We start from the raw sequence: 24,401 nt of genomic DNA on the forward strand, positions 1-24,401 counted from the left end.
GACAGGGCGGACGCTTGTGGGACGTGGGCGTGGATGACTACGAAGCTTAAGATCACGGCGATCAAGCCCTATCCGGTGTGGGTGGGAACGCGCAACCAGATGCTGGTCAAGATCGAGACCGACCAGGGCATCTCTGGTTGGGGCGAGAGCGGCTTGAGCGGTCGCGAGAAGGCCGTGGCTGGCGCGGTCGAGCACTATCGCGAGTTTCTCATCGGCCGCGACCCGATGCAGACCGGGCGGATCTGGCAGGAGGTTTATCGCAGCCAGTATTTCGAGGGCGGACGCGTTCTCCAGGCCGCGATATCGGCCATCGACATCGCCCTTCACGACATCAAGGGCAAGGCGCTGGGGGTGCCGGTCTACGAGCTGCTCGGCGGCAAGCAGCGTGACCGGGTCCCCACCTTCGCCTCGACGGGAGACGAGGCCGAGGGCGACGTGGCCATCGAACGGGCCCGCGAATTGCGCGCGCAGGGCTGGCAGGCGATCCGCTTCTTTCCCGTTGGGCAAGACAGTAAGGACATCTTCGAGCCGCGCGAGTCGATCGGCCCTACGGCGACGATGTTGAACAAAGCGCGCCGGGCGCTCGGCGACGACGTCGTGCTCGGCATCGACTATCATCATCGGCTGTCGGTGGCGGAGGCGGCGAGCTTCTGCAACAAGCTCGACCGCGGCGTGCTCGATTTCCTCGAGGAGCCTATACGCGACGAGACGCCGGAAGCATACGAATCCCTGCGCAAGATGATCGACATCCCCTTTGCCATCGGCGAGGAATTTGCCAGCAAGTGGCAGTTCCTGCCCTATATCGAACGCGGCATCCACCAGTTCAACCGGCTCGACATCTGCAATGTCGGCGGCTTCACCGAAGCGATGAAAGTCGCCGGCTGGAGCGAAGCGCACTATGTGGACCTGATGCCACACAATCCGCTCGGTCCGGTGTGCACGGCCGCGACCGTGCATCTGGCCGCCGCGGTACCCAACTTCGCGTGGCTGGAGACCAGAGCGCCCGAAACAAAGCTCGGCTTCGACAATTCCGAATTCTTCCCGGTGCAACCACGGCTCGACGGCCCCGATTATCCCGTCACCGATCTGCCGGGGCTCGGCATCGAGGTCAATGAAGAGGCGGTCCAGGCGCAGAGCTTCCGTTTCTGGGAAGCGCCCCACCTCAAGCGCCGCGATGGTTCTGTCACGAACTGGTAGTTCCCTTTCAATCGGAGTCCACAATGACCCATACTTCCGACATCACGCGGCCGCCCAAGGACCTGATCGACGCGCTAAGCGAGATCGGCGCCGCGACGGTTGCCGGCACGCTTGGCCATATGGGCTTCCGCAATCCGCACATGGTCGGCCCGGTGGCGCAGAACCGCGGCAAGTCGATCGTGGGGCCGGCGCTGACGCTGCAGTTCCTGCCGCAGCGGCCCGACCTTTTCAACGAGGGAGAATATGCCGATCCGGAGACACAGCTGCACCGGCACGTGCTCTACCATGCGCAGGAAGGCGATGTGGTCGTGGTCGACGCGCGCGGCGACATGAGTTCGGGCGTCTTCGGCGACATGATGTCGACCTACTTCAAGGGCAGAGGCGGCGCGGGCATCGTCATCGACGGGTGCATGCGCGACCGGCCCAATGTCGAAAAGCTCGATCTGGCCCTCTGGCTGCGCGGCTGGACGCCCAACTACCATGTGCAAACCAGCATCTATCCCAACGCCGTCAACGTTCCCATTGCCTGCGGCGGTGTCACGGTGATCCCCGGGGACATCATCGTCGCCGACGACGACGGGGTGGTGGTGCTTCCCGTCGCAATGGCCGCGAAGGTGATCGAGGAATCCCGGAAGCATCACGATTGGGAGGAATTCTCGCGCGCGAAGCTCATGGAAGGCGGGTCGTTGCAACGCTATTATCCGCTGCACCCAAGTGCCAATGACGAGTATGAGGCTTGGCGGAAAGCCAACCCGAAATTTTGATTGACGGACGAGCTCTCTCCCTCGTTCAGCACGGGCTCACTCGACGCAAATCCCCGCATTTGCTTGCTCGGTTCCGCCACCGGCGTCGCCTGTAACCCGCTAGCTAGAGCGGTTCAGCGTTTGATGGAATCGCCGACCCGCTCTAACTCTTTGTTTTTACCCAATTCCCAAGGGGAAGCGCTACGCGCTTCTCCCGGGAAAACCGTACACACTTTTCCTGGAATTGCTCCAGGCGTCAGTCGCGCGACATGGACAGCCCGGCGAGAAGCGGAGCGTGCGCGGCGAGCCTGCGGGATACGAACTCGGTGAAGAGCCGCACGCGCTTCGTCTTGCGTGTCTCCCCTTGCGTGAGAAGCCAGAGTGTCCCATGCATGGGCAGGTTGGTGCCCGGCACTCTCACCAGCAGGGGGTCGGTATCTCCGACGAAGCACGGCAGTTTCGTCATCCCGATCCCTTGCTGTGCCGCGATGATCTGCGTCTCGGCGTCCGGCGTCCTGAACGGAGCTCCCGTGGTGTGAACTTCTCCGTCACGCGCCCAGTCCGGAATTCCATGATTGTCTATGACGATCCAACGGATGGGATCAGGCGTGCCCGCACGCAATGCGACTAGTCGATCGCGAGACATGTAGACGCCGCTGAACAACTGCGGTCCCTTTAGGGCGTGAAGATTGAGCGGCAGGGTTTTGCGGTCGGCGACAATGCGGATCGCGACGTCGGCCTCTCGGTTGGTCAGATTCGCCACCTCGCCGGACGTCAAGATTTCCATCTCGATGTCCGGATGCAAACGCGCGAAGTCGGCGAGATCCGGCATGAGCAGGTGTGTGGCGAGGAACGGTGGAAGCGTCACCCGCAAAAGGCCGCGCGCGCTCTGGTCGCGACCGAAGACGCGCGTCTCCAGCAAGTGCGACGACGCTTCCATCTGGTGCGCGAGATCGAGGACCTCCTCGCCCGCAGCCGTCAGGCGGTAGCCCGAAGGCAGCTTTTCGAACATCTGCGCCCCGAGGCGTTCCTCGAGTTGAGCGATGCGTCGCAGCACGGTCGCGTGGTTCACACCGAGCCGCTTGGCGGCAGCCCGCACCGAGCCTCCGCGTGCGGCGGCAAGAAAGTAGCGAACGTCATCCCAGTCGATCATGGTGCAATCCGGCACCGCGCGGTGCGCCTTCCAAAGCCCGTATCCAGCCCCATCGTACAGCAGTACGACCGGCATCATAGCCTTGTCGACGAGCGCGGCCCAATTTCGAACGGCAGAAACCGATCACCGCGGCTGGCGTCAGTCGGTCACCCGGATCGATTTTGCACCACCGATGTGCGTGCTTGCGCACTCAACAACTGATGCCGCCGGACCCATTTCGAGGGTCTCGGGCCAGATGCGGTCCCGACCCACGACAAGAGAAGGCATGGGAAAGCTTGAGGGCAAGCATTTCTCCGGTTTCTGAGCAAGTCCACGAAGGATGCATGACATGAACAGACTGAATGGAAAGACCGCCGTGATCACCGGCGGCGCTACCGGCATCGGCCTCGCCGCTGCAAAGCGCTTCATCGCGGAGGGCGCCTTCGTCTTCATCTTCGGTCGTCGGCAGGAAGCGCTTGACGCCGCTGTGGCCGACCTCGGGTCCAATGCCCGCGCGGTGAATGGCTCCGTGTCCGATCTGGCCGACCTCGACAGGCTCTACGCGGCGGTGAAGGCCGAGCGCGGAACCCTCGACATCGTCTTCGCCAATGCCGGGGCGGGAAGCCCGCTTGCGCTCGGCAAGATCACCCCCGAGCACATTGACGAAACTTTTGACACCAATGTGAAGGGTACGATCTTCACGGTCCAGAAGGCGCTGCCGCTGATGGGCAAGGGCGGTTCGATCATCCTGACCGGATCGAGCGCCGGCACGACGGGCGCGCCCGCATTCACCGCATACAGCGCGAGCAAGGCGGCGGTGCGCAATCTCGCGCGGACCTGGGCAGAGGACCTGAAGGGAACCGGCATCCGTGTAAACGTGCTGTCGCCCGGGGCGACGGCGACCGAACTCGCGAAGGAAGCGCTGGGCGAGGAGGGCCAGAAGGCCTTCGCCTCGATGACTCCGCTCCAGCGCATGGCGGACCCGGCGGAGATTGGGGCCGTGGCCGCCTTTCTGGCGTCGCCGGACAGCAGCTTCATGACCGCCAGCGAAGTCGCCGTCGACGGCGGACTCGCGCAACTCTGACCCCCGCGTGGTCCATGCCTGGCACACGCACAACCAAGGATAAACATCATGGAAAGACTTGCAGGTAAGATCGCGGTCATCACCGGCGGCAGCAGCGGGATCGGGTTGGCCACGGCCAAGCGCTTCGTGGAAGAAGGCGCGCACGTCGTGATCACCGGCCGACGCGAGAAAGAGCTGAAGGAGGCCGCCGCCGCCATCAAAGAAAACGTTACGGCGGTCGTCGGCGACGTGGCGCGCCTGGACGATCTGGACCGGCTCTACGCCGTCGTGAAAGAGAAACATGGTCACATCGACATTCTCTTCGCGAACGCGGGCGCGGGGACAATCGCTCCGCTCGCCGCGGCGACGGAGGCGCATTTCGACCAGACCTTCGACGTGAACGTGAAGGGGCTGTTCTTTACGGTGCAGAAAGCCCTTCCCCTCTTTCGGGACGGCGGTTCGATTATCCTGACCTCTTCGGTTTCGAACGTGATGGGGCTGCCCGGGTTCAGCGTTTACGCCGCGAGCAAAGCGGCTGTGCGCAACTTCGCGCGCGCTTGGACACTGGAGTTGAAGGACCGCAAGATCCGGGTGAATACGATGAGCCCGGGACCGATCGAGACCCCCGCCCTGGCGACGACGACGGGCCTTACCCCTGAGCAAGCCGAGCAGGCGGCCGCCCAATTTGTCTCGCAGGTCCCCATGGGCCGCAGGGGCCAGCCAGAGGAAATCGCGGCTGCTGTCACGTTCCTCGCCTCCGATGAAAGTTCTTACATCACCGGCGTGGATCTCGCCGTCGACGGAGGGCTGGCGCAAGTCTGACCCCTGGCATCACACACGATCGGAGAAACATCATGAGCTACGCAATCATCGGCTTCGGCAATATCGGCAAGGCCCTGGCCAAGGCGTTTGCCCGCAACGGCATCGAAGTATCCGTGGCAACCACGCGCGACCCGGAAAGCTTTGCATCCGCGGCCGCCGCGATCGGACCCACGATCATTCCCAAAACACTGGCGGAAGCCGTCAAGGCGGACATCATCTTTTTGGCAGTTCGTTTCGAGTCGCATCCGGACGTCGCGAAGGCGCTGCCCACTTGGCAGGGGAAGACCATCGTCGATGTGACCAATGCCTATGGCGTTCCCCCTGAGCAACTGGGAGGACAGCCTTCTTCCAAGTTCATCGCGCAGGCTTTCTCCGGTGCAAGGCTGGTCAAGGGCTTCAACCATTTGATCGCTGCCACCCTTGACCAAGACCCGGCCGTGCATGGTGGCAGGAGAGTGGTGTTCCTGGCGAGCGACGATGACGCTGCCGCGGCGGAGATTGGTGCGCTCGCGGAAAATCTCGGCTTCTCGCCGATCAAACTTGGCGGGCTGTCGGAAGGTGGGCTGCTGGTCCAGGCGCGCGGAAACAGCTGGGGCCATCTGATCTTCAAGGATCTGATCAAGTTTGACTGAGGAAGGACGCACGGATCGGATCGCGCGCGGTCCGATCCGTGGGAAATGGAGAAATTTCCATGAGTAGCGAAAAGAACGTCCAGACCGAAAGGAGATCCCGATGTACGACCCATCCAAGCTATCCGAGTTGATCCGGTTCGCACGCATCGATGCGGGCTCCACAGTCATCGACGTCTATCCAGGCGACGGCGACTGGACCCGTCTCTTCTCGGACATCGTGGGCCCCCAAGGACGGGTCTACAGCTTCGTGCCGGCCGAAGTCGCTCATTTCAAGAACGATCCGGTTGGCCGCATGCGGACGCTGGCGAAGGAGCCGGGCCGAGAGAACGTCGAAGCCGTCTCGGCGGACCTTGTGGCGATGCCGGATGTCACGCAGGCAGCGGATGTCCTGTGGCTGCACCTGTTCTACCACGATCTCCACACCGCACTGATCCAGGCCAGGGGTGCTACGGCGGCCGACTTCAATCGGGCCGTCCACCAGCGGCTGAAGCCGGGCGGGTCCTACGTCATCGTAGACCACGCCGCCGCCGTAGGGGCCGGCACGAGCGACGCCCAGTCGTTGCATCGGATTGAGCCTGCATCCGTTCGCGAGGAGGTGGAGGCGGCCGGCTTCGTATTGGACGCGGAAAGCACCATGCTCGCGAACAAGGACGATCCGCACTCGATCAAGGTGTTCGATCCCTCGATCAAGGGCGAGACCGATCGCCTCGTCTATCGGTTCGTGAGGCTCTGACGGTAAGCCATCCGCCCTACAGTGAGCGTGGATTCCGCAAGCGCGAGAGCGTTGGTGCTTCGACACGGCGGACCTTGGCGGTCCGTTCGTGAGCAAAGGTACGGGGCGTGTACGAGCGTGACGAGCGCCGATTGGCGTGTCATATAGCGCCTTGGGATGGCATCTGTGATGCTTTGAAACTGTCATTCCAGCCAAGTTGATTTGCCGCGCCATATCCAGTTGATCGGCCAGCATGGCATTCGGAAGCGCATGACATAGGATTGAGGGACTTGGTCGATCTCAACACCCACTTTGCGAATGCCACGCGTGATCGGAATTCCCCGCGAGTCGTCGCGGTCCTTACCACACGAAACGAAGAACGGTTCATCGCCGGATGTCTCGAAAACCTCTTTCGTCAAGGCGTGCAGGTCTACGTCTGTGACAATCAGTCGACGGACCGAACGCCTGAGATCGCACAACGCTACCGCGGAGCAGGATTGATAGGATTCGAAAGCATCCCGCATAGGGGCTGGTATTGCTGGGAGAACCTTCTTCGTCGCAAAGAGGAACTATTTCAGTCGCTCGAAGCAGACTGGTTCATGCATGTTGACGCCGACGAGATCCACCTTCCGCCAACCTCATACTCATCGTTGGTCTCCGCCATTGCGGCAGCCGACGCACTCGGCAGCAACGCGATCGAGTTTTCCGAGTTCACCTTCATTCCTACCAGGCAAGCCCCCGATCACGACAATCCGAATTATCAACACACGCTGGGCACCTACTACCCGTTCCGGCCGAACTCCCCACACTGCGTCCGTGCGTACAAGAAGCAGGACGGCCCCATGGAGATTGCCTGGTCAGGCGGCCATCTCGTACGTTTCGGGGGGCCGGTGAGGCTTCACCCCGAGCGTTTTCGCATGAAGCATTATCTGTTCCTGAGCGCGGAGCACGCTGCGCGCAAATATGCCGGCCGCCGCTACCTGAGCGAGGAGGTCATTGGTCGTGGTTGGCACGGATGGCGACCTCGCTTGCGATCAGAAGATATCCTGCTGCCGGACGCCACCCAGGTGCGCGCCACCGAGAGTGACGATGATCTGGACGAAGCCAATCCGTGGTCGACGCACTGGCTTCAGCGGTACGCCTCGTGAGCGAAGTAAACCTCCCGCGCATCTTGGCGATCGCGGACCGACCCGGCTGGGCGATCGATCGCAAGACCCAAAATCTCCGGCGCGCGCTGAAGGGAAGGTTCGAGATCATCGAACGATTTCAGCATGAAGTGACGGAGTCCGACGTAAATGCGGCGGACATCGTGCTCATCTTCTACTGGCTCCAGTTCTCGAAGCTGAGCGTGCCGGAATCGGTCCTCGCCCAGCGGTCTGACAGGCTGCTCATCGGAATCTGCGGCCACAGAGAGCTGGAGGGCGACTTCCGCGAGGAGGGGCTCGCTACCCTGCGCAGGCTGGCGCGCGCCGTCTTTGTCAACAATCGGCGGCTCGAGCACGAATACGGTCCTCTCCTGCCTGTTCCGGTCCACTACACGCCCAATGGGGTCGACACGACATTCTTTTGCCCATCACAAGAGCCACGACCCCGTTCTGGCGAACTCCGCGTCGGGTGGGCGGGAAGTCTCGCCAACCACGGTCCGGCACATCGCGGCTTCCACGAAGTCATCGAGCCCGCGGTCGCTGCCGTGCCTGGCGCGCGACTACTGACCGCGATTCGGGAGCAGCGCTGGCGTAACGGTGACGAGATGCTCGACTTCTATCGGGATCTGGACGTTTATGTCTGCGCCAGTCGCAGCGAAGGGGCTCCCAATCCTTGCTTGGAGGCGGCGGCGTGCGGTGTCCCCTTGGTGACGACCCGTGTGGGAAGCATGCCCGAGCTGATTCGGGACGGCGACAATGGGCTGTTCTTCGATGGAACCGCGGAAGGGCTTGCGAACAAGCTCGCCCTGTTGCGGGACACGCCATCGCTCCGGTCGAGGATGGCCGCCCGCATGCTCGAGACTATCCGCGAGTGGGATTGGGACGTTCTGGCGGAGAACTACGCGCGCATGTTTGGCTCGTTGCTCACCGCAGACTGGGCGGCCGAGCCTGAGATATACCGCTTCAGACCTACCCTGCCCGGCCTGACCTTTGTGGCGCCGATTGTGAACAGAATGACACGTAAATCCTTGTTTCTCCTGCGCAAAATTACGAAGAAGCCCTCCTGATCGCCCCAAAATTTCTCCGGGTTCCCGCTGTCTTGGTGCCAATGGCGCACGAGAACACAGTACGAATATCGGAGCAGTGGGTCCCGTGCGTCGTCAGGGAAGAACAATACCGAACCATCAATCTCCAAGGTCCGCTGTCGCGACGTGACCCAATCCGATCAGCCGAGCGACAGTTCCTTCGTCTGGTGTCTCAGGACGAGGCCGACCGCGCCTAGCAATGCATCGTTCTCGGTGTGCTTGCCAACGATTATGCGCGTGCGAAGCGCCGGAGCGATATCGCGGGACTTGATGAGCGTGTGGCGTTCATAGGACGCGATCAGCGGCGTCAACAGAATGTCGCCCGCCAACGCCATCTGGCCCCCGATGATGATGAGCGGCGGATTGAGCACCGAGCCGATCAAGCCGAGACCCCGGCCGGCGATCTCGGCGGTGTCCTCGATCATCCGCAACGCCCTTACGTCGCCCTCCCTGGCCATCATGATGACATCGTCCATGGTGACCTGCCGCCGCACAACACGCGAAATCTGTTCCAGCGGCCGGGCAAAACTCGCATAGAGTTCCAGGCATCCGCGATTGCCGCACCGACAAAGATCGCCGCCAGGATCGATGCTGATGTGCCCGAATTCGCCGGCGCCGCCGGCAATGCCCGTGACCAGCCGGCCATTCTGGACAATGGCGCCACCGACCCCCAGATCGATCTTGAACAGCACGAAATCGTCATGGCCGACTGCCGCACCCCACATCAGTTCCGCAATGGCCGAGCAATTGCTCTCGTTGTCGGCGAAGATGGGCTGCTCCAGGATGGGTCCGAACACATCTGGTATGTTGACGCCGGCCCATGTTGGAACGATGCTCGCGCGCAGGACCATTCCATCGCGGCTGACAGGACCAGAGACGGAAATCCCAACCCCCAGGAGCCCCGCCACCGGCAGACCATTTTCCTCGTAAGATTGCGCAATTGCCGATTTGACCATCTGGGCCGCCTGTTGCGGTTGGTAGTCCAGTGCCATGGGGATAGTTTGTTCGACGATGACGGAATGCGAGACATCGGCAACGATCAGCCGCATCTCGTGAAGTCCCAGGTGAATTCCGACGCAGGTACCCGCCGTCGGATTGAGCGTCACGGCCGCGGCTGGCCTGCCGATAGCCCTGATCCCCTCGCGACTGGTCGGGGTGTCGATCACCATGCCCGATGTTCTCAAGCCATTGAGCGCGGTTGAGACCGTCGAGCGCGCCAGGCCGGTGACGCGTGCGATCTGCGACGCCGAGAGGGCGCCGCGCTCGCTCAGGCAGCGCACGATCATGCTCTCCGGCGATGCGGACGGCCTGTCGATCAGCCAGGCTCTAAGCGAGGGTTTTGTCATGGACCAACATAAACATCGTTGACTGATAGCTCCAATATGTCATCTTCGAAAGAACTCGAGATTAACGCATCTCGCCGGCGGCGGCCTCAAACCGCGGCCATAAGCGGTCGATACGAACCGTGCAACACCATATGGGAGTGAAACTATGAAATGCTTCATGACCGCCCTCGCGGCCGCTCTTGCGTGCACCTTTGCCGCCGGGGCAGCCTTCGCCGAGCCCAAGACGAACCTGCTGCACCAATGGGCGACTGGATCGGACGCCCAGGCGATCGCCAAGCTCGGCGAGATGTTCACCGCCAAGGGCGGCAAGTGGGAACAGACCTCGATCGCCGGTCACACAGCCAATACGCTGGCCAAGCTGCGCGCCGACGTGATCGCCGGCAATGCCCCACCCGCCGTGCAGTTGAAAGGTCCGGAAATCGCCGAGTGGAACAAGACCGGCATGACCGCTGATCTCGACGAGCTGGCGGCTTCGGAAGGATGGGAGAAAGTGGTCGCGCCGGAATTGCTTCCGGTGATGAAGCCGACAGGCAAATGGGTCGCCGCCCCCATGAACATCCACCGCATCAACTGGCTCTGGGCCTCGCCGAAGGTCATGCAGGCCGCCGGTGTGAAGGAAATGCCCAAGACCTGGGCCGAATTCAATGCAGCCTGCGACAAGATCGTCGCCTCCGGCAAGATCTGCATCTCGCATTCGACCGCCGACTGGACGGATTCGACGGTGTTCGAGGTCGTGCTCTACGGCCAGGACATCGATCTTTATCGCAAGGCCTTCGTCGAGGGCGATGTCGAATCCATGCGCAGCCCCGGGATGGTCAAGGCTTTCCAGCAGATGCGCCTGATGACAACCAAGTACATGGATCCGGGCATGGTTGGCCGCGACTGGGATTCTATGTCGGCGCTCGTGGGCAAGGGCGACGCGGCCTTCCACATCATGGGCGACTGGACGATCGGCCTGCTGACCGCCGCCGGCTTCAAGGAAGGCACGGACTATGTCTGCGCCCAGGCACCGACCGATTGGGGCAAACCCGGCTTCATCCTCAACTCGGACTCGGTCGTGTTCTTCAAGCAAAAGGAACAGGAGTACATCGACGGCCAGAAGCTGCTTGCCAGCCTGATTCTGTCGCCGGACTTCCAGACGGTCTTCAACCAGGCCAAGGGCTCGATCCCCGCGCGACTTGATATCGATCTTTCGAACGGATTCAATCCGTGCCAGCAGCTCTCGCAGAAGGATCTGCAGGCCTCGATCAAGGACGGCACGCTGGTCCGCTCGATGGCGCACAATATGACCATCCCGCAGAAGATGCGCGGCGCGATCATGGACGCCATCACGGAGTTCGTGGCGACTCCCGACATGTCACCCGAGGACGGCGCCAATGCGATGGCCGACGCGGCCGAAGCACAGAAGTAGACGGGAACGGCCGGGCGCAAATTCTATCCGCGCCCGGCCATCCTCGATCCCAGTCCCGCGCCGCAAATGTCAAATCACGACCTGATCCTATCGACCCCGGCGCCCGCCCGCCCCTGGCGAGAGCGGCTGGGCTCGGCGATGCCCTTGCTGGTGCTCGGCCCCTCGCTTGTGGCGAGCTTCGTCTACGTCTTCGTATTCACGGGCTGGACGCTCTACATCTCCCTCTCGGACTCCTCGCTACTCCCGACCTACGGCTTCGTCGGCCTGGACAACTACGCGTCCCTGTGGGCGAACCGGCGCTGGAACATCGCTTACAACAACCTCTTTCTCTTCAGCGGTTTCTACATTGTCGGTTCGATGGCGGTGGGACTGCTGCTGGCGATCCTGATCGACCAGCGTGTGCGCGCGGAAGCGGTCTGGCGCACAATCTTTCTCTATCCGCTGGCCGTCTCCTTCATCGTCACCGGTACGGTCTGGAGTTGGCTTTACAACCCGACCGACGGTATCCAGGCGATGGTGCGCGGATTGGGCTGGACGAATTTCAGTTTCGCACTCGCCAGCGACCGACACTATGCAATCTATGCGGTGATCATCACCGGTGTCTGGCAGTCGTCGGGCTTTGCCATGGCGCTCTTCCTGGCGGGGCTGCGCTCGGTGGATTCGGACCTCGTCAAGGCCGCGCAGATCGACGGCGCATCGACCTTCCGCATCTATCGCAAAGTGCTTCTGCCGACGATTGCGCCGATCTTCCTGGCGGTCGCCGTCATCCAGATCCAATTCGCCATCAAGACCTTCGACCTCGTGGCGGCCCTCACCAAAGGGGGGCCGGGTATCTCGACCACCTTCCCCGCCATTTACGTCTATGACCTGATGTTCCAACGCGGCCAGATCGGCGAAGGCGCCGCGGCGGCCATCATGATGCTTGCCGCTCTTGCCGTGGTGCTTGTGCCCTATTCGTTCTGGGTGGTCTGGCGCCGGCGCAAGGAAGCCGGCCATGGCTGACGTTTCGCTGGACCAGGCGCAGGACCATCACGCTGCCACAGCCGCGGCACGCAGGCACTTCCTCACCCGCTTCGTCATCTATGGGCTGCTGGTCATCTTCGCGGCGATCTACCTGGTCCCGTTGTTGGTCGTGGTGCTGAATTCATTCCGCGATCAGCAAGAAATCGCGCGCAACGGGTTGATCTCGCTGCCACGCAGCTTCCGCCTCGAAGCCTGGGGCCAGGCCTGGAGCACCTATTGCATCGGCGGCACCTGCGAGGGCATGCAGCGCAACTTCTACAACTCCCTGAAAATGACGATCCCGGCGACGATCATCTCGACGGTGGTCGGCGCGATGAACGGCTATATCTTGTCGAAATGGCGCTTCAAGGGTTCGGAAGCGTTGTTCACCTGCATGCTGCTCGGCGTCTTCATTCCGGGCCAGATTTCGTTGATGCCCTGGGCGTTCATCCTCGGCAATCTGGGGCTCAGCAATTCGACCTACGGGCTCATCGTCATTCACGTCATCCAGGGCATTTCGTTCACCACCCTGTTCTGCCGCAACTACTACGTCAGCATCCCCGACGATCTGATCAAGGCGGCACGCATCGACGGTGCGGGCTTCTGGCGCATCTTCCGCAAGATCATTCTCCCGCTCTCCTCACCGATCCTGATCGTCACGGTGATCTGGCAGTTCACCGGCATCTGGAACGAATATCTGTTCGGTGTCGTCTTCACCTCCGGGCAGCAACAGCCGATCACGGCCGCACTCGTCGCGCTGACGGCAAGCGGCACGAATGTACGCGCCTACGATGTCATGAGCGCCGCGGTGCTGATCGGCGCGCTGCCACCGCTGCTGATCTATCTTTTCGGCGGCAAGTATTTCGTCCGCGGCCTGACCCAGGGTGCGATCAAGTGAGGTGCGATCAAGTGAGCGCAGCCTGTCGCATGTCGCCGATCGCCCCGACCGCCAAGAAAGGCATCGCATGTCGACATTGACCATCCGATCCCTGCGCAAGAACTACGGCGCGGTCGAGGTGCTGAAGGGCATCGATCTCGAGGCGCAGAACGGTGAGTTCATCGCGCTGGTAGGACCGTCCGGCTGCGGCAAGTCGACCTTGCTCGCGATGATCGCCGGGCTGGAATCTGTCACCTCCGGCGAGATCCGCATCGACGGCCGGCTGGTCAATTCGGTTGCTCCGAAGGACCGCGACATCGCCATGGTGTTCCAGTCCTACGCCCTTTACCCGACGATGACGGTGCGCGAGAACATCACCTTCGGCATGGAAAGCCGCCGCGTACCGAAGTCGCAGCAGGACGAGGCCGTCAAGCGCGTTGCAGCTTTCCTGCAGATCGAACCGCTGCTTGGGCGCAAGCCCGGACAACTTTCGGGCGGCCAGCGCCAGCGCGTCGCCATGGGCCGGGCGCTGGTGCGTGATCCGAAACTGTTCCTGTTCGACGAGCCGCTTTCCAATCTCGACGCCAAGCTGCGCGTCGACATGCGCACCGAAATCAAGAAGCTGCATCACCGCGTCGGCAAGACGACGGTTTACGTCACCCACGACCAGGTCGAGGCGATGACACTGGCTTCACGCATCGCCGTGATGAACCAGGGCTCGGTCCAGCAATTCGACGAGCCGGCCACGATCTACAACCGTCCGGCCAATATGTTCGTCGCGGGCTTCATGGGCTCGCCGGCGATGAATTTTTTGCCGGCCGAACTGAGCGAACAAGACGGGCGCCCCGCCGTCGCCTTGCAGGCCGCCGACGGCAAGACGGCCAGCCTACCGATCGTCCAGACGCTAGCCTCCGATACGCCGCGACAGCTCTTGCTCGGCATACGGCCGGAGCACATCTACCGGTTTGATCCCGATCTTCAGCGTCGCAAGCCAAGCATCGCTCAAATCAATGCCGTGGTCGAACTGGTCGAACCAACGGGTGCGGAGACCATGGCCGTTCTGCGCCTGGGCGCCAAGGAAATTACCGGTCGTTTCGACCCCGACGGCACGCCCCGGATGGGTGAGACGGTGACACTCGGCGTCGACATGGCGCGTGCGTGCCTGTTCGACCCGACAACCCAACGCCTGATCTGACCCGACCCCTGATCTGAAGAGAGTTCCGAATTTGCCCTTTGCCACCTATCCGAGCCTGGCCGACCGCGTGGTGCTGATTACCGGCGGCGCGTCTGGCATCGGCGCCGACACGGTTCGCGCCTTCGCCGCCAATGGCGCACGCGTCGCGTTTCTCGATCTGCGGCAGGAGGCCGGCGAAGAACTCGCACGAGAAGTCGGCGCCACGGCAGCGCACAAGCCGTTATTCATCCGCTGCGACGTGACCGATATTCCCGCGCTCCAGGCGGCGATCGGCACGGTGCGCGACCGCCTCGGAACCGTCGCGGTTCTGGTCAACAATGCCGGCGACGACAATCGCCACCCAGTCGCCGGCGTGACGCAGGAGTACTGGGACCATGCCCAGGACGTGAACCTCCGGCACCACTTCTTTGCCGCCCAGGCCGTGCATCCGCACATGAAGGAGTTGGGCTTTGGTTCGATCGTCAATTTTTCCTCGATCGCCTGGCGCTTCGGCGCGGCCGAGATGGCGCCCTATGCGACGGCCAAGGCTGCGGTGGTCGGGTTGACATTCGCGTTGGCGCGGGCGTTTGGCCCTGACAACATCCGCGTCAATGCCATCGAGCCGGGCGCTGTCATCACCGACCGGCAGAGGCAGCTCTGGTACAAGACGGAGGCGTCGGTCGACCAGGTCGTGCAGCGCCAGCTGATCCGCCAAATTCTGCTGGGCGACGAGATCGCCCGGACGGTGCTGTTCCTCGCCGCCGACGACAGCCGCATGATCACCAAGCAGTCGATCACCGTGGATGCCGGCCTGCGATGACCGCAAAACTCCCTTCAAAGGATCGCCCCATGATCGAGGTCGGCCTCAACCCCTACGGTCTGACCTATCACCTCGGCCTGCAGGGCCGCGGCACGCCACGCGCCAATCCGAGGCCGGCGGGGCTCGAAGGGTTCATCGCGCTGGCGACCGAACTCGGCGCGCGGGTTCTCGAGATCTGGGTGCCGTGGCTGACCGAGCTTTCCGACGACGCGGTGATCGAACTGCGCGAAAGGCTCGCCGGCCTCGGCATCACACCGATCGTCAGCGGCGGTCTTTTGGTCGGCGAACCGCTCGACGAGGCATTCCGGGCCGCACGCCTGCTGCGGGCCAAAGTCATCCGAACCGCGCTGACGCCGGTTCTGTGTGGCGACCGTAATGCCGCTGGCGAGAAATGGGGCGAGTTCGTCGGTATTATTCGAGACAGATTGAGAGAATGGGGTCCCCGCGCGATTGCCGAAGGCCATGTCCTTGCGATCGAAAACCACCAGGACTTCACCAGCCAAGAACTCGCCGATTTCTGCGCGCTCGGCGGCGAAGGCGTCGGCGTCACCTTCGACACCGGCAACACATTCCCGGTCGGCGAAGCGCCGCTCGATTTTGTCAGGCGGATCGCACCTTATGTCCGCCATATCCACCTGAAGGATTACCGCGTGCAGTTCACGCCCGAAGGCTACCGGCTGATCCGTTGTGCCGTCGGCGATGGAGCAGTGCCGTTTGCCGAGCTGTTGGCGATTCTTGCTGAACACCACGATCGCATGACCGCCGTCCTGGAACCGGGCGCGTTGGAGGCGAGGCATGTCCGCTTTCTCAGCGACGACTGGTGGCATGGCTATCCGCCGAAGACGGCACGCGACTTTGCCGCCTGCCTGCGCGCCGCGCAGCGCAATCGGCTACCCGACGATGCGGACTACCGCACCCCTTGGGAGCGCGAAGACGACGGGTCCCTGGTTTCCTATGAGCTCGACATGATCCGGCGCAGCGCCGCCAACATGCGCAATCTGATTTGATGAAAGTGGAGAAGATCTGGTGACGACACGTGAACTCGATGGATTGACCGCCTTCATAACCGGCTCCGGCCGTGGCTTGGGTCGCGTGATGGCCGAGCGCCTGGCGGAACTCGGCGCCAATGTCGCGATCCACGACATGGACGAAACAGCACCGGCCAAATATGGCGAGTTCGCCAATCTCGGCGAGGTGGTCGAGCGCCTGAAGCGTCATGGGACGAAGGTGACGTCGGTGACCGGCAACATTGGCGACCGGAAGGCGGTAGCCGAGATGAAGCGCAAGATCGAGGCCGATCTCGGTGAGGTGCATGTGCTGGTCAATTGTGCCGGCGGCGACATCGGCGCCAAGGGCGGCAAGCCGAATCCGAACAACGCCCTCGACATCGAACTCGAGGACATCCGCGTGCTCACCGAGAACAATCTAATCGGCACGATGCTGGTCTGCCAGGCCTTCGTGCCGCCAATGAAGCAGCGCGGGGGCGGCTCCGTCATCAACATCGCGTCGGCGGCGGCACATCTCGGCTGCTCGCCCGAGGTCGTCTACTCGACGTTGAAGGCCGCGGTCGTGCACTACACGCGCTGCCTCGCCAAGGAACTGATCGACGACGGCGTGCGCATCAATGCGGTCAGCCCCGGCGCCACCAAGACGGCCCGGTTCCAGGCGACCCGAGTGGTCGATCCGAAGCGCATGGATTCGAGCAGCAAATCGCTTAACCGCTATGCGGAGCCGGAAGAGATCGCCGAGGCGGTGGCCTTTCTCGCCGGTCCGCGCGCGCGCTTCATCAACGGCCAGGTCATCCGCGTCGATGGTGGTTTCACGATCTTTCCAGGTTGAAAGGCCGCGGCAAAGCCGCTGTTCGCGTCAGGATCGAAAGCCGGCGTCGGCTTGCAGACAGCGCAAGAGAGCGGGCAACGCGGCCGGCGGACCATTTCAGGCCGCCGTGCGCGTGCTGTCGCCATGGGACGGGCAGTCGCTGAACACTCTGGCTTGCCGCCAAAACGACCGTCAACTTGGGCGGGTCACATCTGCTGGAGCGGGCTATGCACAACATCCGAGATGCCTGCTTTCAGGCGGTAAAACCCCGATTTCGATGACTGGGATCGGACGGGAAGCCGTTACGCGAAGTCTATCCAGGACCGCTCCCTCCCCCGCTTTGAGGTCTCATTGCCCACGATGTAGACTGCTCGCATGACCTTCAGGCTCATCTTCCTCGGGACCTCGGCCAGCGTGCCCTCGGCCGAGCGCAATCATCCGGCGCTGCTCGTTGAAGCCGGGAGTCAACGGGTGCTGGTCGATTGCGGGGAAGGCACCCAGCGTCAGCTTCTGCGCGGTGGTGCCGGATTCAGGCGACTTGATCGCCTGCTCCTCACACACGCGCATTTCGACCACGTGCTCGGGATTCCCGGCTTGTTCTCGACGCTTCGGCTCCGGCAGAGCGAGGACCTTGTAACCGTTCATGGCAGCGCAGACACGCTCGACGTCGTCGCCCGCATGCTCGCTGGCCTTTGGGGTGAAGGACGCGCGCCGATCCCGCTACAACTCGTGCCGCTTGTCCCCGGACGCGTGTTCGAGGTGGATGAGTTCACGGTCGATTGCTTTCAAGTTCGCCATCGCGACACCGACAGCTATGGCTTCGTCTTCGAGACGCCGGCGCGTCGTCACCTCCGTTCGGACCGCTTGGTAGCTCTCGGTGTGCCAGACGGTCCGATCCGGAGGGACTTGGCCGAAGGACGTTCAATTTCTCTCCCAGACGGCAGGACGATTGCTCCCGAAGCAGTCCTCGGACCACCCGAAGCCGGCAAGAAGCTGGTCATTGTAGGCGACACCGAAACCACCGATGGATTGCCCGACAGGGTGGGCGGCGCAGACCTGCTTGTCATCGAAGCCACATTCCTGGAACGGGATGCGACCATGGCGCGCGACTATGGACATCTGACGGCTGCGGAGGCGGCATCGCTGGCAGCCACCAGTGATGTAAAGCAACTCGTTCTTACGCACATCTCCGGCCGCTATTCCGACGAAGAAATTCTCGCGGAAGCGGTCCGGACGTTTACGAACAGCCTTATCGCAACGGATTTGTCCACCCTCACCGTCTGATGGCAGAGCTATGACATTCAGGATTGGCGTCATCTCGGACACACACGGCTTGCTGAGGCCGGAGGCAGTGCGCTGCCTAGCCGGGGTCGACCACATCATTCATGGAGGAGATATCGGTCGCCCTGAGATCATCGCAGCGCTTCGCGGTATCGCACCGGTTACCGCAATCAGAGGAAACGTGGACACCGGTGGGTGGGCAGTGGAATACGCGGAAACCGAGCTCGTCCGCCTCGCTGGACGAGCAATCTACGTGCTTCATGATCTCAAGACGCTGCAGATCAACCCGGTTGTCCAGGGCATCGATTTGATCGTGTCCGGTCACTCGCACGTGCCAGGGATGGAGACAGTGGATGGCGTGCTCTATTTGAATCCGGGCAGCGCTGGCCCACGACGGTTTAAGCTGCCTGTCACCCTTGCGACCATCGACATCACTCGCGACAGCATGCAGCCCTCGATGTGGCGCTTGGTAAGCGGCTGAACCAATTCAGCGCACGCTTAACATACGTCCACGCCCATATCCGACGGTCTCCTGGATTTTTCACCAGATGGCCAGGAGCGCCGCAATGCGGAGGTAAGGATATTCCACGACTGGTTAGCTGGAGTTATCGACGCGTGCGTGTTGGATTTCCGTCACTTCTGGCGAAACGCTGAGTGGAACGATACAACCAGCGGGCCTAAAATGTAGTCGAGTGCCGTGCGTTGCTCGGTAACGATCATGACCGACGCCGGCATGCCCGGATAAAGCGCGATTTGCGGGGCCGCTGCCAATTCCACCGGATCGACCGCTACGTCCGCGAGATAATAGGGAAAGCCGGTCTTGGTATCGGTAATGCGATCCGCCGAAATGCGGGTGACGCGTCCATGAATTATGGGTATCGAACGCTGCTTGTATGATGTGAAACGCACTTCGGCGGCCATGTCGGGACGCAGGTTCGATATGTCCTCGACGCGAACCTGCGCCTGGACGATCAGCGAATTCTCGGTCGGCACGATGTCGAGGATGGTCTGGCCCGGCGCCACGATCGCACCGATCGAGAAGACGCTCAAATCCATCACTTGGCCGTCATAGGGCGCACGCACTTCGGCCCGATCCATGGCAGCTTGGGCGGCGAACATCTTGGGTATGAGATCGGACAGGTTCGATTGCGTATCGATCAACATGGCCGACAATTTGGTCCGGCGCTCGTTGGTCAATTGTGCGATCTGGCTCTCGAGTTCGGCTTTGCTCTGTTGGCTGCCGCCGATGGCGCCGAGATTATCGTCGATCAAGCCCTGCAAATCCGAGGCCGACCTTTCCAGTTCCAGGATGCGCGGGCGGGTCGTCAAACCGGCCTTGAGCAGCTTCGACAGGCTGGCCTTCTCCTCGATCGTCGATTTAAGCTGAGCCTGGTAGGATTCGACCCGAGACTGCTTGCCCCGCATCTGCTCCTCGAGCTCGGCGATGCGCCGCTTGAGAATCTGCCTGGCGCCGGCCATCGAGGCGCGTTGGCTTTCCAGGTCGGCGATCTGGTTTGCCATTGCGTCCTTGAGGTAGTCCTCGTGCTCTTTGAGGATGTCCTTGGGAAAGGCAACAGCCTCGCTGCCGTCCAGTTCGGCACGGATCCTGGCATCGGTTGCGCGCAACAGCGCGTATTGCTGGGCATAGAGATTGAACTCGGACCGAATCCTGGTGTCGTCCAGCTTCAGCATTATGTCGCCCTTCCTGACGACGTCGCCATCCTTTACCCGGATCTCCTTCACTGTACCGCCGTCGAAGTGCTGGACGCTCTTGCGATTGCCTTCCACCTTGACGATGGCGTCGGCGAGCACGGCGCCGTTCAGAGGGGCAAAGGCCGCCCAGCCGCCGAAAATGCCGAAAAAGCCCATTATGATCAGCAGGCCGATATAGGCGGGCACGCGGATGGAATCCGGAGCCACGCGGCCGGCCTCGCCGGGCAGGCTATGGTAAGTGAGGGCGCTGTCGCTCATCGATCTCTCCGACCACAACTCATTGCGTTGCCACCGCCATTGGAGCCGCGCGCTGATTGAGCAGCGCCACGATCTCGTTTCTCATGCCGAACGCCTCGACGGCGCCATCGCGCAACAGCAGGATCTTGTCGACATTCGCCAAGGTCGAGGGCCTATGCGAGACGATGATCACGGTGCTGCCGCGGCGCTTGAGCTCGATCGCGCAGTCGCTCAGCGCGCGGTCGCCGTCGGCGTCGAGATTGGAGCTCGGCTCGTCGAGAATGATCAGCTTCGGCGTTCCAAACACTGCCCGGGCAAGAGCAATCCGCTGCCGATATCCTCCCGACAGCACGGCGCCGCCCTCGCCGATCTGAGTCTCGTAGCCCTGCGGCAGGCGAATGATCATCTCGTGCACGCCGGCAAGCCGCGCGGCCTCGATAACCTCCTGGTCGACATTGGTCTTGAAGCGCCCAATATTGGCGGCGACCGTATCGGAGAAAAGTTCGATATCCTGCGGCAGGTAGCCGATGTGATCACCTAATGCGTCGTGCCCCCATTGCGACAGGTCGGCGCCATCCAGCCGGACTGTGCCGCGACTGGGTTGCATGACGCCGGCAAGGTGGCGCGCCAGGGTCGACTTGCCGGCGCCGGAGGGGCCAACGATTCCGAGCGCCTCGCCAGCCTCCAACCGAAACGACACTTCCCGCAGAAGCACCTTCTGCTGGCTGAGAATTGCAAAGCTTACCTGCTCGACGGAGATCGTGCCGCTGGGCTTGGGCAGGTTGAACGCTCTTTCGTTCCGCGCGCCCCCGTCGACCAGCTTCTCCACTCTTGCCAACGCTGCCCGCGCCAGGATCAGGCTGCGCCAGAGGCCGACGATCTGCTCGACAGGCTGCAGCCCCCTGCCCAGCAGGAGACTCGCCGCGAACATGGTGCCGCCGGTAATCTGCCGTTCGATGACCAGATAGGCGCCGAGGCCGAGGATCAGCGATTGCATGGTCAGCCGCAGAAACCGGATGAGGCCCGACATCAGGGCGGCACGGTCGCTTGCCTCCGCCTGGCGCCGCAGCGCCAGGTTTCGGTCGCGCCCCCAGCGACGGATGAGACCGTCGATCATCCCCATGGCGCGAACGACTTCCGAGTTCCTGAGGCTCATCTCGGTGAAGTTATAGTTGTTCGTCGCCAGCTCGTTGGCCTGCTTCAGCGGCGAGCGCACGAGATACTCGTTGAGCACGGCCATGCCGATCAAGAGCAGCGAGCAGCCCAATGCGAAGAAGCCGAGCCAAGGATGCAGCAGGAAGATGATGCCGATGTAGATGGGCGACCACGGCAGGTCGAACAGGGCGTGGATGCCGCTGCCGGTGATGACCTGCCTGAACGTATCGAAGTCGCGGATCGGCTGGCTCGGCGAGGAGCCGGGCGATGGGGTTTCGACGGACGCGGCGAGGATCTTTGCCGAGAGCAACCGGTCGAGCCGGGCGCTGGCACGCGTCAGGATCCAGGCGCGGACCAGGTCGAGACCCGCCAGCGAAAGGAAGGCCGCCAGCAACACCAGGGTCAGCATCACCAGCGTCGTTTCGCTGCCGCTGGTGACAACCCGGTCGTAGATCTGCAGCATGTAGAGTGGGGAGGCGAGGTAAAGCAGGTTGATCGCCAGGCTGAATGCCGCCGCAAGCAGGAAATAGCGGCGGCATGCCCGGAGCGCATCCTTTACAATTCGAGACTTGCTATCCACTTCCAGAACCCCACTCGATACTCGTCAGGTCAGGGAGCGCCACAGCCGGCGGCCGTTTTCGCTCACACCACGAAGTCGCTTGAAATCGCCCCATTGCCGATGCCGGTCAGCGTGAATTCCGCCGGATTATACGAAACGACGGTATGGCCCTGGCCGTCATCGGCAAGCCTGAAGGCGTTCGCATCATAGCTGCCGACCAGATGCAACGCGGTGCCATGGGTGCCATCCGAAACGGTCAGCGTTCCGCCGCTGCCATCCTGGTTTGCTTGATAGACGGCCGTCGTTCCCGCACCGAACAGGATGTCCCTAAGGTCCAGTCTGTCATCATTGGTGATGCCGCCGATCCGTCCGCTGTAATCGAAGGAATCGTCGAGTTGCAGCGTGCCGGCAGCGTCGTGTCCGAAGGTGACATCCGTCGACGAGGCGCCGCCGAACTCAAGCTTCGACAGATTGCCGATCGTGGCATCGCCGTCGCCGGTAACCTGGCCGTGGATGACGATGTTGCCGCCATTGGCCCAGAGCATGCCTGAATTCGCCAGGCCGCCGGTGATCGTCAGCCCGCCGGAACCCGTCGCTTCCAGCGTTCCGGAGTTGACGACGACGCTGCCACCGGTGTCGATGACCAGCGCGTTCGAGCCCGAGGCGATGATTGTCCCCCTATTTTCGAGGCTCAGCATCCCGCCGCCCAGTTGGCCTGCACCGGAGATCGTGTTGTTGACATTGACCAGAGTGACGTCCGGCCCGGTGCCGGAGATTATGTTGGCGGCGCTATCGGACAGCAGGATCTGCCCGCCGCCCTGCAAGGTGACGCCGTGCTGAACGACCTGCAGCAGCGTATCGCCGCCGGTCGAGTCGAGCGAGATGAGGCCGCTGTTGTTGATAATGCCGCTGAGCGGCAGCAACGCGCCGTCGCCGATCGTCATGGTGCCTGAATTGTTGACCACAGGCGTCTGATCGAAGACGAAATTGCCAGCGCCAAGCGTTGAGGAATGCACGCCTTCCAACGTGATCGACTGCCCGTCGCCGAGCGCGATCACCGCATTGCCGTTGGCGTCGTCGGCGATATGCGACTGGAGGTCGGCAAAGTCTGCCAACCCGTTATAGCCGATGAGGTCGATCTGGTCGGCTGCCGCGTCGAAATTGTGCACCGTGTCGGCGCCGATCGGTTGCGAAAAGACGAAGAGGTCGTTGCCGTGAGAGCCGGTCAGCACGTCGTCACCGGACCAGGCAAAGATCGGCGATCCCGGAGCGTAGGCCTCGACATTGTCGGCGATCGACGCGCTGCCCAAGGTGCCGTCGGCATTGATCCAGGTCAATTGCACGTCGAGCACCGCGGCGCCCACGAAATTGGCTGGCGTGGTGACGGTCAGGCCGTGCAGGTCGTTGGTCTGTGTCGTCCAGCTTCCGTCGGCGTTATGGGTTGCGCCGTCAATGGTCCAGCCGGAGGGCACGTCCTTCACGGTGACAGTGATGAGTGCGCCTTCATGTGAGGGGTCCGTGAGGGCGAGGTTGATGGGCTCGCCGGAGGTGCCAGCGGGCTTGAGGCCACCTTGGGTCGCGGCTGCGTTTGTATGACCTGCATTATCCGAGAACGCTCCAGCATCGATAGTAACGCTGTAAGTTGATCCGTTGTTGCCAGAACCCTTATTTACATCAAACGAATACGTTTGTGTCGTCGCATCAAAATGGCCGCTGCCAGCAACTATGAATGCGTCATTGGTCGCATTCGACACATGGATTGCCGATGTGATGTCGACGAAGTTTGCATGTATGCTCGTGGTATTGAAAGTTATTTGAGCTGTGCTTGGACTGTTATTGCTTGATTGCTTGCTCGCAGCGACCGTACTGATAAGCGTGTTGCTCGCCTCGTCCGTGCCGTTGACGGTGACGGTGACGGTCTGGGTATCCGACGCACCGTTATTGTCGGTGCTTTGGACAGTATAGGTGAGCGTCAGGGACTGACCGGCAGCAAGGTAATCGAATGCCTGCGTGCCGGAGTTGAAGGTCCAGTTAAGGTTGTGGGTGTCCGCAGGATTGGCGGCCAAGCCCGATATCGGCGAAACAGCCATCATGGCAAGAAGTTGGGCCGCGTTTGAAGTGAGACCAGCCGTCGTTCCTGACGCCACGACAGTTGTGACCGTGGAACTGACAGTGTCGGCAACATCGGCATCGGTCACCGTCAGCGTGCCCGATCTCGACAGGCCGGCATTGGTCTCTGTCAGGGTCGCGGACGCTGTGTCCGGCGTCCCTGTCGCCACAAGATGTATATCTGGAGCATCATTGGTGCCGTTGATGGTCACCGTCAGGCTGGAGCTCGACGTGCCGCCATGGTTGTCGGCGTTGGTGTAGGTGAAGACGTCGGTGACGCTGGCGCCTTCTGCCAACTGCTGCACCGAGGCCAGGGCGTTGTTGAGCGTGTAGGTGTAGGTGCCGTCGCTGTTGAGATGCAGCGTGCC

23 protein-coding genes and 1 pseudogene are annotated in these 24,401 nt (G+C 62.2%); 18 read left to right on the forward strand and 6 right to left on the reverse strand.

Going from position 1 to position 24,401, the window contains the following annotated elements:
* Nucleotides 1-33 precede the first annotated feature (33 nt).
* Nucleotides 34-1,197: a mandelate racemase/muconate lactonizing enzyme family protein gene (locus tag LB569_RS15755; RefSeq protein WP_224693108.1), complete on the forward strand. Its 1,164-nt coding sequence runs from the start codon at nucleotides 34-36 to the stop codon at nucleotides 1,195-1,197.
* Between the two features lie 23 nt (nucleotides 1,198-1,220).
* Nucleotides 1,221-1,961, forward strand: a complete 741-nt coding sequence (locus tag LB569_RS15760) for a ribonuclease activity regulator RraA (RefSeq protein WP_224693109.1) — start codon at nucleotides 1,221-1,223, stop codon at nucleotides 1,959-1,961.
* A 235-nt stretch (nucleotides 1,962-2,196) separates the two neighbouring features.
* On the opposite strand, the gene LB569_RS15765 is transcribed toward LB569_RS15760, so the two are convergent.
* The gene (locus LB569_RS15765) at nucleotides 2,197-3,093 is read right to left on the reverse strand and encodes a LysR family transcriptional regulator (RefSeq protein ID WP_224693110.1); all 897 of its coding nucleotides are present in this window, start codon (nucleotides 3,091-3,093) and stop codon (nucleotides 2,197-2,199) included.
* Between the two features lie 328 nt (nucleotides 3,094-3,421).
* Here LB569_RS15765 and LB569_RS15770 point away from each other — a divergent pair, with 328 nt between their 5' ends.
* The 6 genes from LB569_RS15770 (at nucleotide 3,422) to LB569_RS15795 (ending at nucleotide 8,513) form a co-directional block, all read left to right on the forward strand.
* Nucleotides 3,422-4,156 (forward strand): SDR family NAD(P)-dependent oxidoreductase, encoded by a 735-nt coding sequence (locus LB569_RS15770; protein ID WP_224693138.1) that lies wholly within the window; start codon nucleotides 3,422-3,424, stop codon nucleotides 4,154-4,156.
* A 48-nt stretch (nucleotides 4,157-4,204) separates the two neighbouring features.
* Nucleotides 4,205-4,957, forward strand: coding sequence for an SDR family NAD(P)-dependent oxidoreductase (locus LB569_RS15775; protein ID WP_224693111.1), 753 nt, complete (start codon nucleotides 4,205-4,207; stop codon nucleotides 4,955-4,957).
* Between the two features lie 32 nt (nucleotides 4,958-4,989).
* Nucleotides 4,990-5,589 carry an NADPH-dependent F420 reductase gene (locus LB569_RS15780; RefSeq protein WP_224693112.1) on the forward strand — a complete coding sequence of 200 codons (600 nt, stop codon included), beginning with the start codon at nucleotides 4,990-4,992 and terminating at the stop codon, nucleotides 5,587-5,589.
* 100 nt (nucleotides 5,590-5,689) lie between these two features.
* Entirely contained in the window at nucleotides 5,690-6,322 is a 633-nt protein-coding gene (locus LB569_RS15785) for a class I SAM-dependent methyltransferase (RefSeq protein ID WP_224693113.1), read from the forward strand.
* Between the two features lie 269 nt (nucleotides 6,323-6,591).
* On the forward strand, nucleotides 6,592-7,449 hold the full coding sequence (locus LB569_RS15790; RefSeq protein ID WP_224693114.1) for a glycosyltransferase: 858 nt from the start codon (nucleotides 6,592-6,594) through the stop codon (nucleotides 7,447-7,449).
* The gene (locus tag LB569_RS15795) at nucleotides 7,413-8,513 is read left to right on the forward strand and encodes a glycosyltransferase family 4 protein (RefSeq protein ID WP_224693115.1); all 1,101 of its coding nucleotides are present in this window, start codon (nucleotides 7,413-7,415) and stop codon (nucleotides 8,511-8,513) included. The genes LB569_RS15790 and LB569_RS15795 overlap by 37 nt, the downstream gene beginning before the upstream one ends.
* 158 nt (nucleotides 8,514-8,671) lie before the next feature.
* Here LB569_RS15795 and LB569_RS15800 read toward each other — a convergent pair whose 3' ends face one another.
* Nucleotides 8,672-9,877 carry an ROK family transcriptional regulator gene (locus LB569_RS15800; protein WP_224693116.1) on the reverse strand — a complete coding sequence of 402 codons (1,206 nt, stop codon included), beginning with the start codon at nucleotides 9,875-9,877 and terminating at the stop codon, nucleotides 8,672-8,674.
* 157 nt (nucleotides 9,878-10,034) lie between these two features.
* On the opposite strand from LB569_RS15800, the gene LB569_RS15805 reads away from it, so the two are divergent.
* The 9 genes from LB569_RS15805 to LB569_RS15845 all read left to right on the forward strand — a co-directional run bounded on the left by LB569_RS15805 (nucleotide 10,035) and on the right by LB569_RS15845 (nucleotide 18,741).
* Nucleotides 10,035-11,288, forward strand: coding sequence for an ABC transporter substrate-binding protein (locus tag LB569_RS15805; RefSeq protein ID WP_224693117.1), 1,254 nt, complete (start codon nucleotides 10,035-10,037; stop codon nucleotides 11,286-11,288).
* Nucleotides 11,289-11,354: 66 nt separating this feature from the next.
* A complete protein-coding gene (locus LB569_RS15810; RefSeq protein WP_224538666.1) occupies nucleotides 11,355-12,290 on the forward strand; it encodes a carbohydrate ABC transporter permease in 936 nt (311 codons plus the stop codon).
* Nucleotides 12,283-13,188: a carbohydrate ABC transporter permease gene (locus tag LB569_RS15815; RefSeq protein WP_224693118.1), complete on the forward strand. Its 906-nt coding sequence runs from the start codon at nucleotides 12,283-12,285 to the stop codon at nucleotides 13,186-13,188. Before LB569_RS15810 ends, LB569_RS15815 begins: the two co-directional genes overlap by 8 nt.
* A 67-nt stretch (nucleotides 13,189-13,255) precedes the next feature.
* Nucleotides 13,256-14,362 (forward strand): ABC transporter ATP-binding protein, encoded by a 1,107-nt coding sequence (locus LB569_RS15820; RefSeq protein ID WP_224693119.1) that lies wholly within the window; start codon nucleotides 13,256-13,258, stop codon nucleotides 14,360-14,362.
* A gap of 31 nt (nucleotides 14,363-14,393) precedes the next feature.
* A complete protein-coding gene (locus LB569_RS15825) occupies nucleotides 14,394-15,161 on the forward strand; it encodes an SDR family NAD(P)-dependent oxidoreductase (protein ID WP_224693120.1) in 768 nt (255 codons plus the stop codon).
* 29 nt (nucleotides 15,162-15,190) lie between these two features.
* Entirely contained in the window at nucleotides 15,191-16,168 is a 978-nt protein-coding gene (locus LB569_RS15830) for a sugar phosphate isomerase/epimerase family protein (RefSeq protein ID WP_224693121.1), read from the forward strand.
* Between the two features lie 19 nt (nucleotides 16,169-16,187).
* Nucleotides 16,188-17,000: an SDR family NAD(P)-dependent oxidoreductase gene (locus LB569_RS15835; RefSeq protein ID WP_224693122.1), complete on the forward strand. Its 813-nt coding sequence runs from the start codon at nucleotides 16,188-16,190 to the stop codon at nucleotides 16,998-17,000.
* A 354-nt stretch (nucleotides 17,001-17,354) separates the two neighbouring features.
* Nucleotides 17,355-18,263, forward strand: coding sequence for an MBL fold metallo-hydrolase (locus LB569_RS15840; RefSeq protein ID WP_224693123.1), 909 nt, complete (start codon nucleotides 17,355-17,357; stop codon nucleotides 18,261-18,263).
* 10 nt (nucleotides 18,264-18,273) lie between these two features.
* Entirely contained in the window at nucleotides 18,274-18,741 is a 468-nt protein-coding gene (locus LB569_RS15845; RefSeq protein ID WP_224693124.1) for a metallophosphoesterase family protein, read from the forward strand.
* A gap of 152 nt (nucleotides 18,742-18,893) precedes the next feature.
* Here the strand turns inward: LB569_RS15845 and LB569_RS15850 are convergent, their stop codons facing one another.
* The 3 genes from LB569_RS15850 to LB569_RS15860 all read right to left on the reverse strand — a co-directional run bounded on the left by LB569_RS15850 (nucleotide 18,894) and on the right by LB569_RS15860 (nucleotide 24,122).
* A complete protein-coding gene (locus LB569_RS15850; RefSeq protein WP_224693125.1) occupies nucleotides 18,894-20,231 on the reverse strand; it encodes an HlyD family type I secretion periplasmic adaptor subunit in 1,338 nt (445 codons plus the stop codon).
* A 19-nt stretch (nucleotides 20,232-20,250) separates the two neighbouring features.
* Complete coding sequence (locus tag LB569_RS15855) at nucleotides 20,251-21,945, reverse strand: type I secretion system permease/ATPase (protein WP_224693126.1); 1,695 nt, start codon at nucleotides 21,943-21,945, stop codon at nucleotides 20,251-20,253.
* 62 nt (nucleotides 21,946-22,007) lie between these two features.
* Entirely contained in the window at nucleotides 22,008-24,122 is a 2,115-nt protein-coding gene (locus LB569_RS15860) for a beta strand repeat-containing protein (RefSeq protein WP_224693139.1), read from the reverse strand.
* On the opposite strand from LB569_RS15860, the gene LB569_RS31950 reads away from it, so the two are divergent.
* The gene (locus LB569_RS31950) at nucleotides 24,097-24,294 is read left to right on the forward strand and encodes a hypothetical protein (protein ID WP_318013114.1); all 198 of its coding nucleotides are present in this window, start codon (nucleotides 24,097-24,099) and stop codon (nucleotides 24,292-24,294) included. The two genes, LB569_RS15860 and LB569_RS31950, sit on opposite strands and share 26 nt — an antisense overlap.
* Here the strand turns inward: LB569_RS31950 and LB569_RS31955 are convergent.
* Nucleotides 24,255-24,395, reverse strand: a pseudogene (locus LB569_RS31955) (VCBS domain-containing protein); the annotation flags it as partial. The gene LB569_RS31950 and the pseudogene LB569_RS31955 sit on opposite strands and share 40 nt — an antisense overlap.
* Nucleotides 24,396-24,401 lie beyond the last annotated feature (6 nt).

It is taken from the genome of Mesorhizobium sp. BH1-1-4 (assembly GCF_020165665.1).
Taxonomy (GTDB): domain Bacteria; phylum Pseudomonadota; class Alphaproteobacteria; order Rhizobiales; family Rhizobiaceae; genus Mesorhizobium.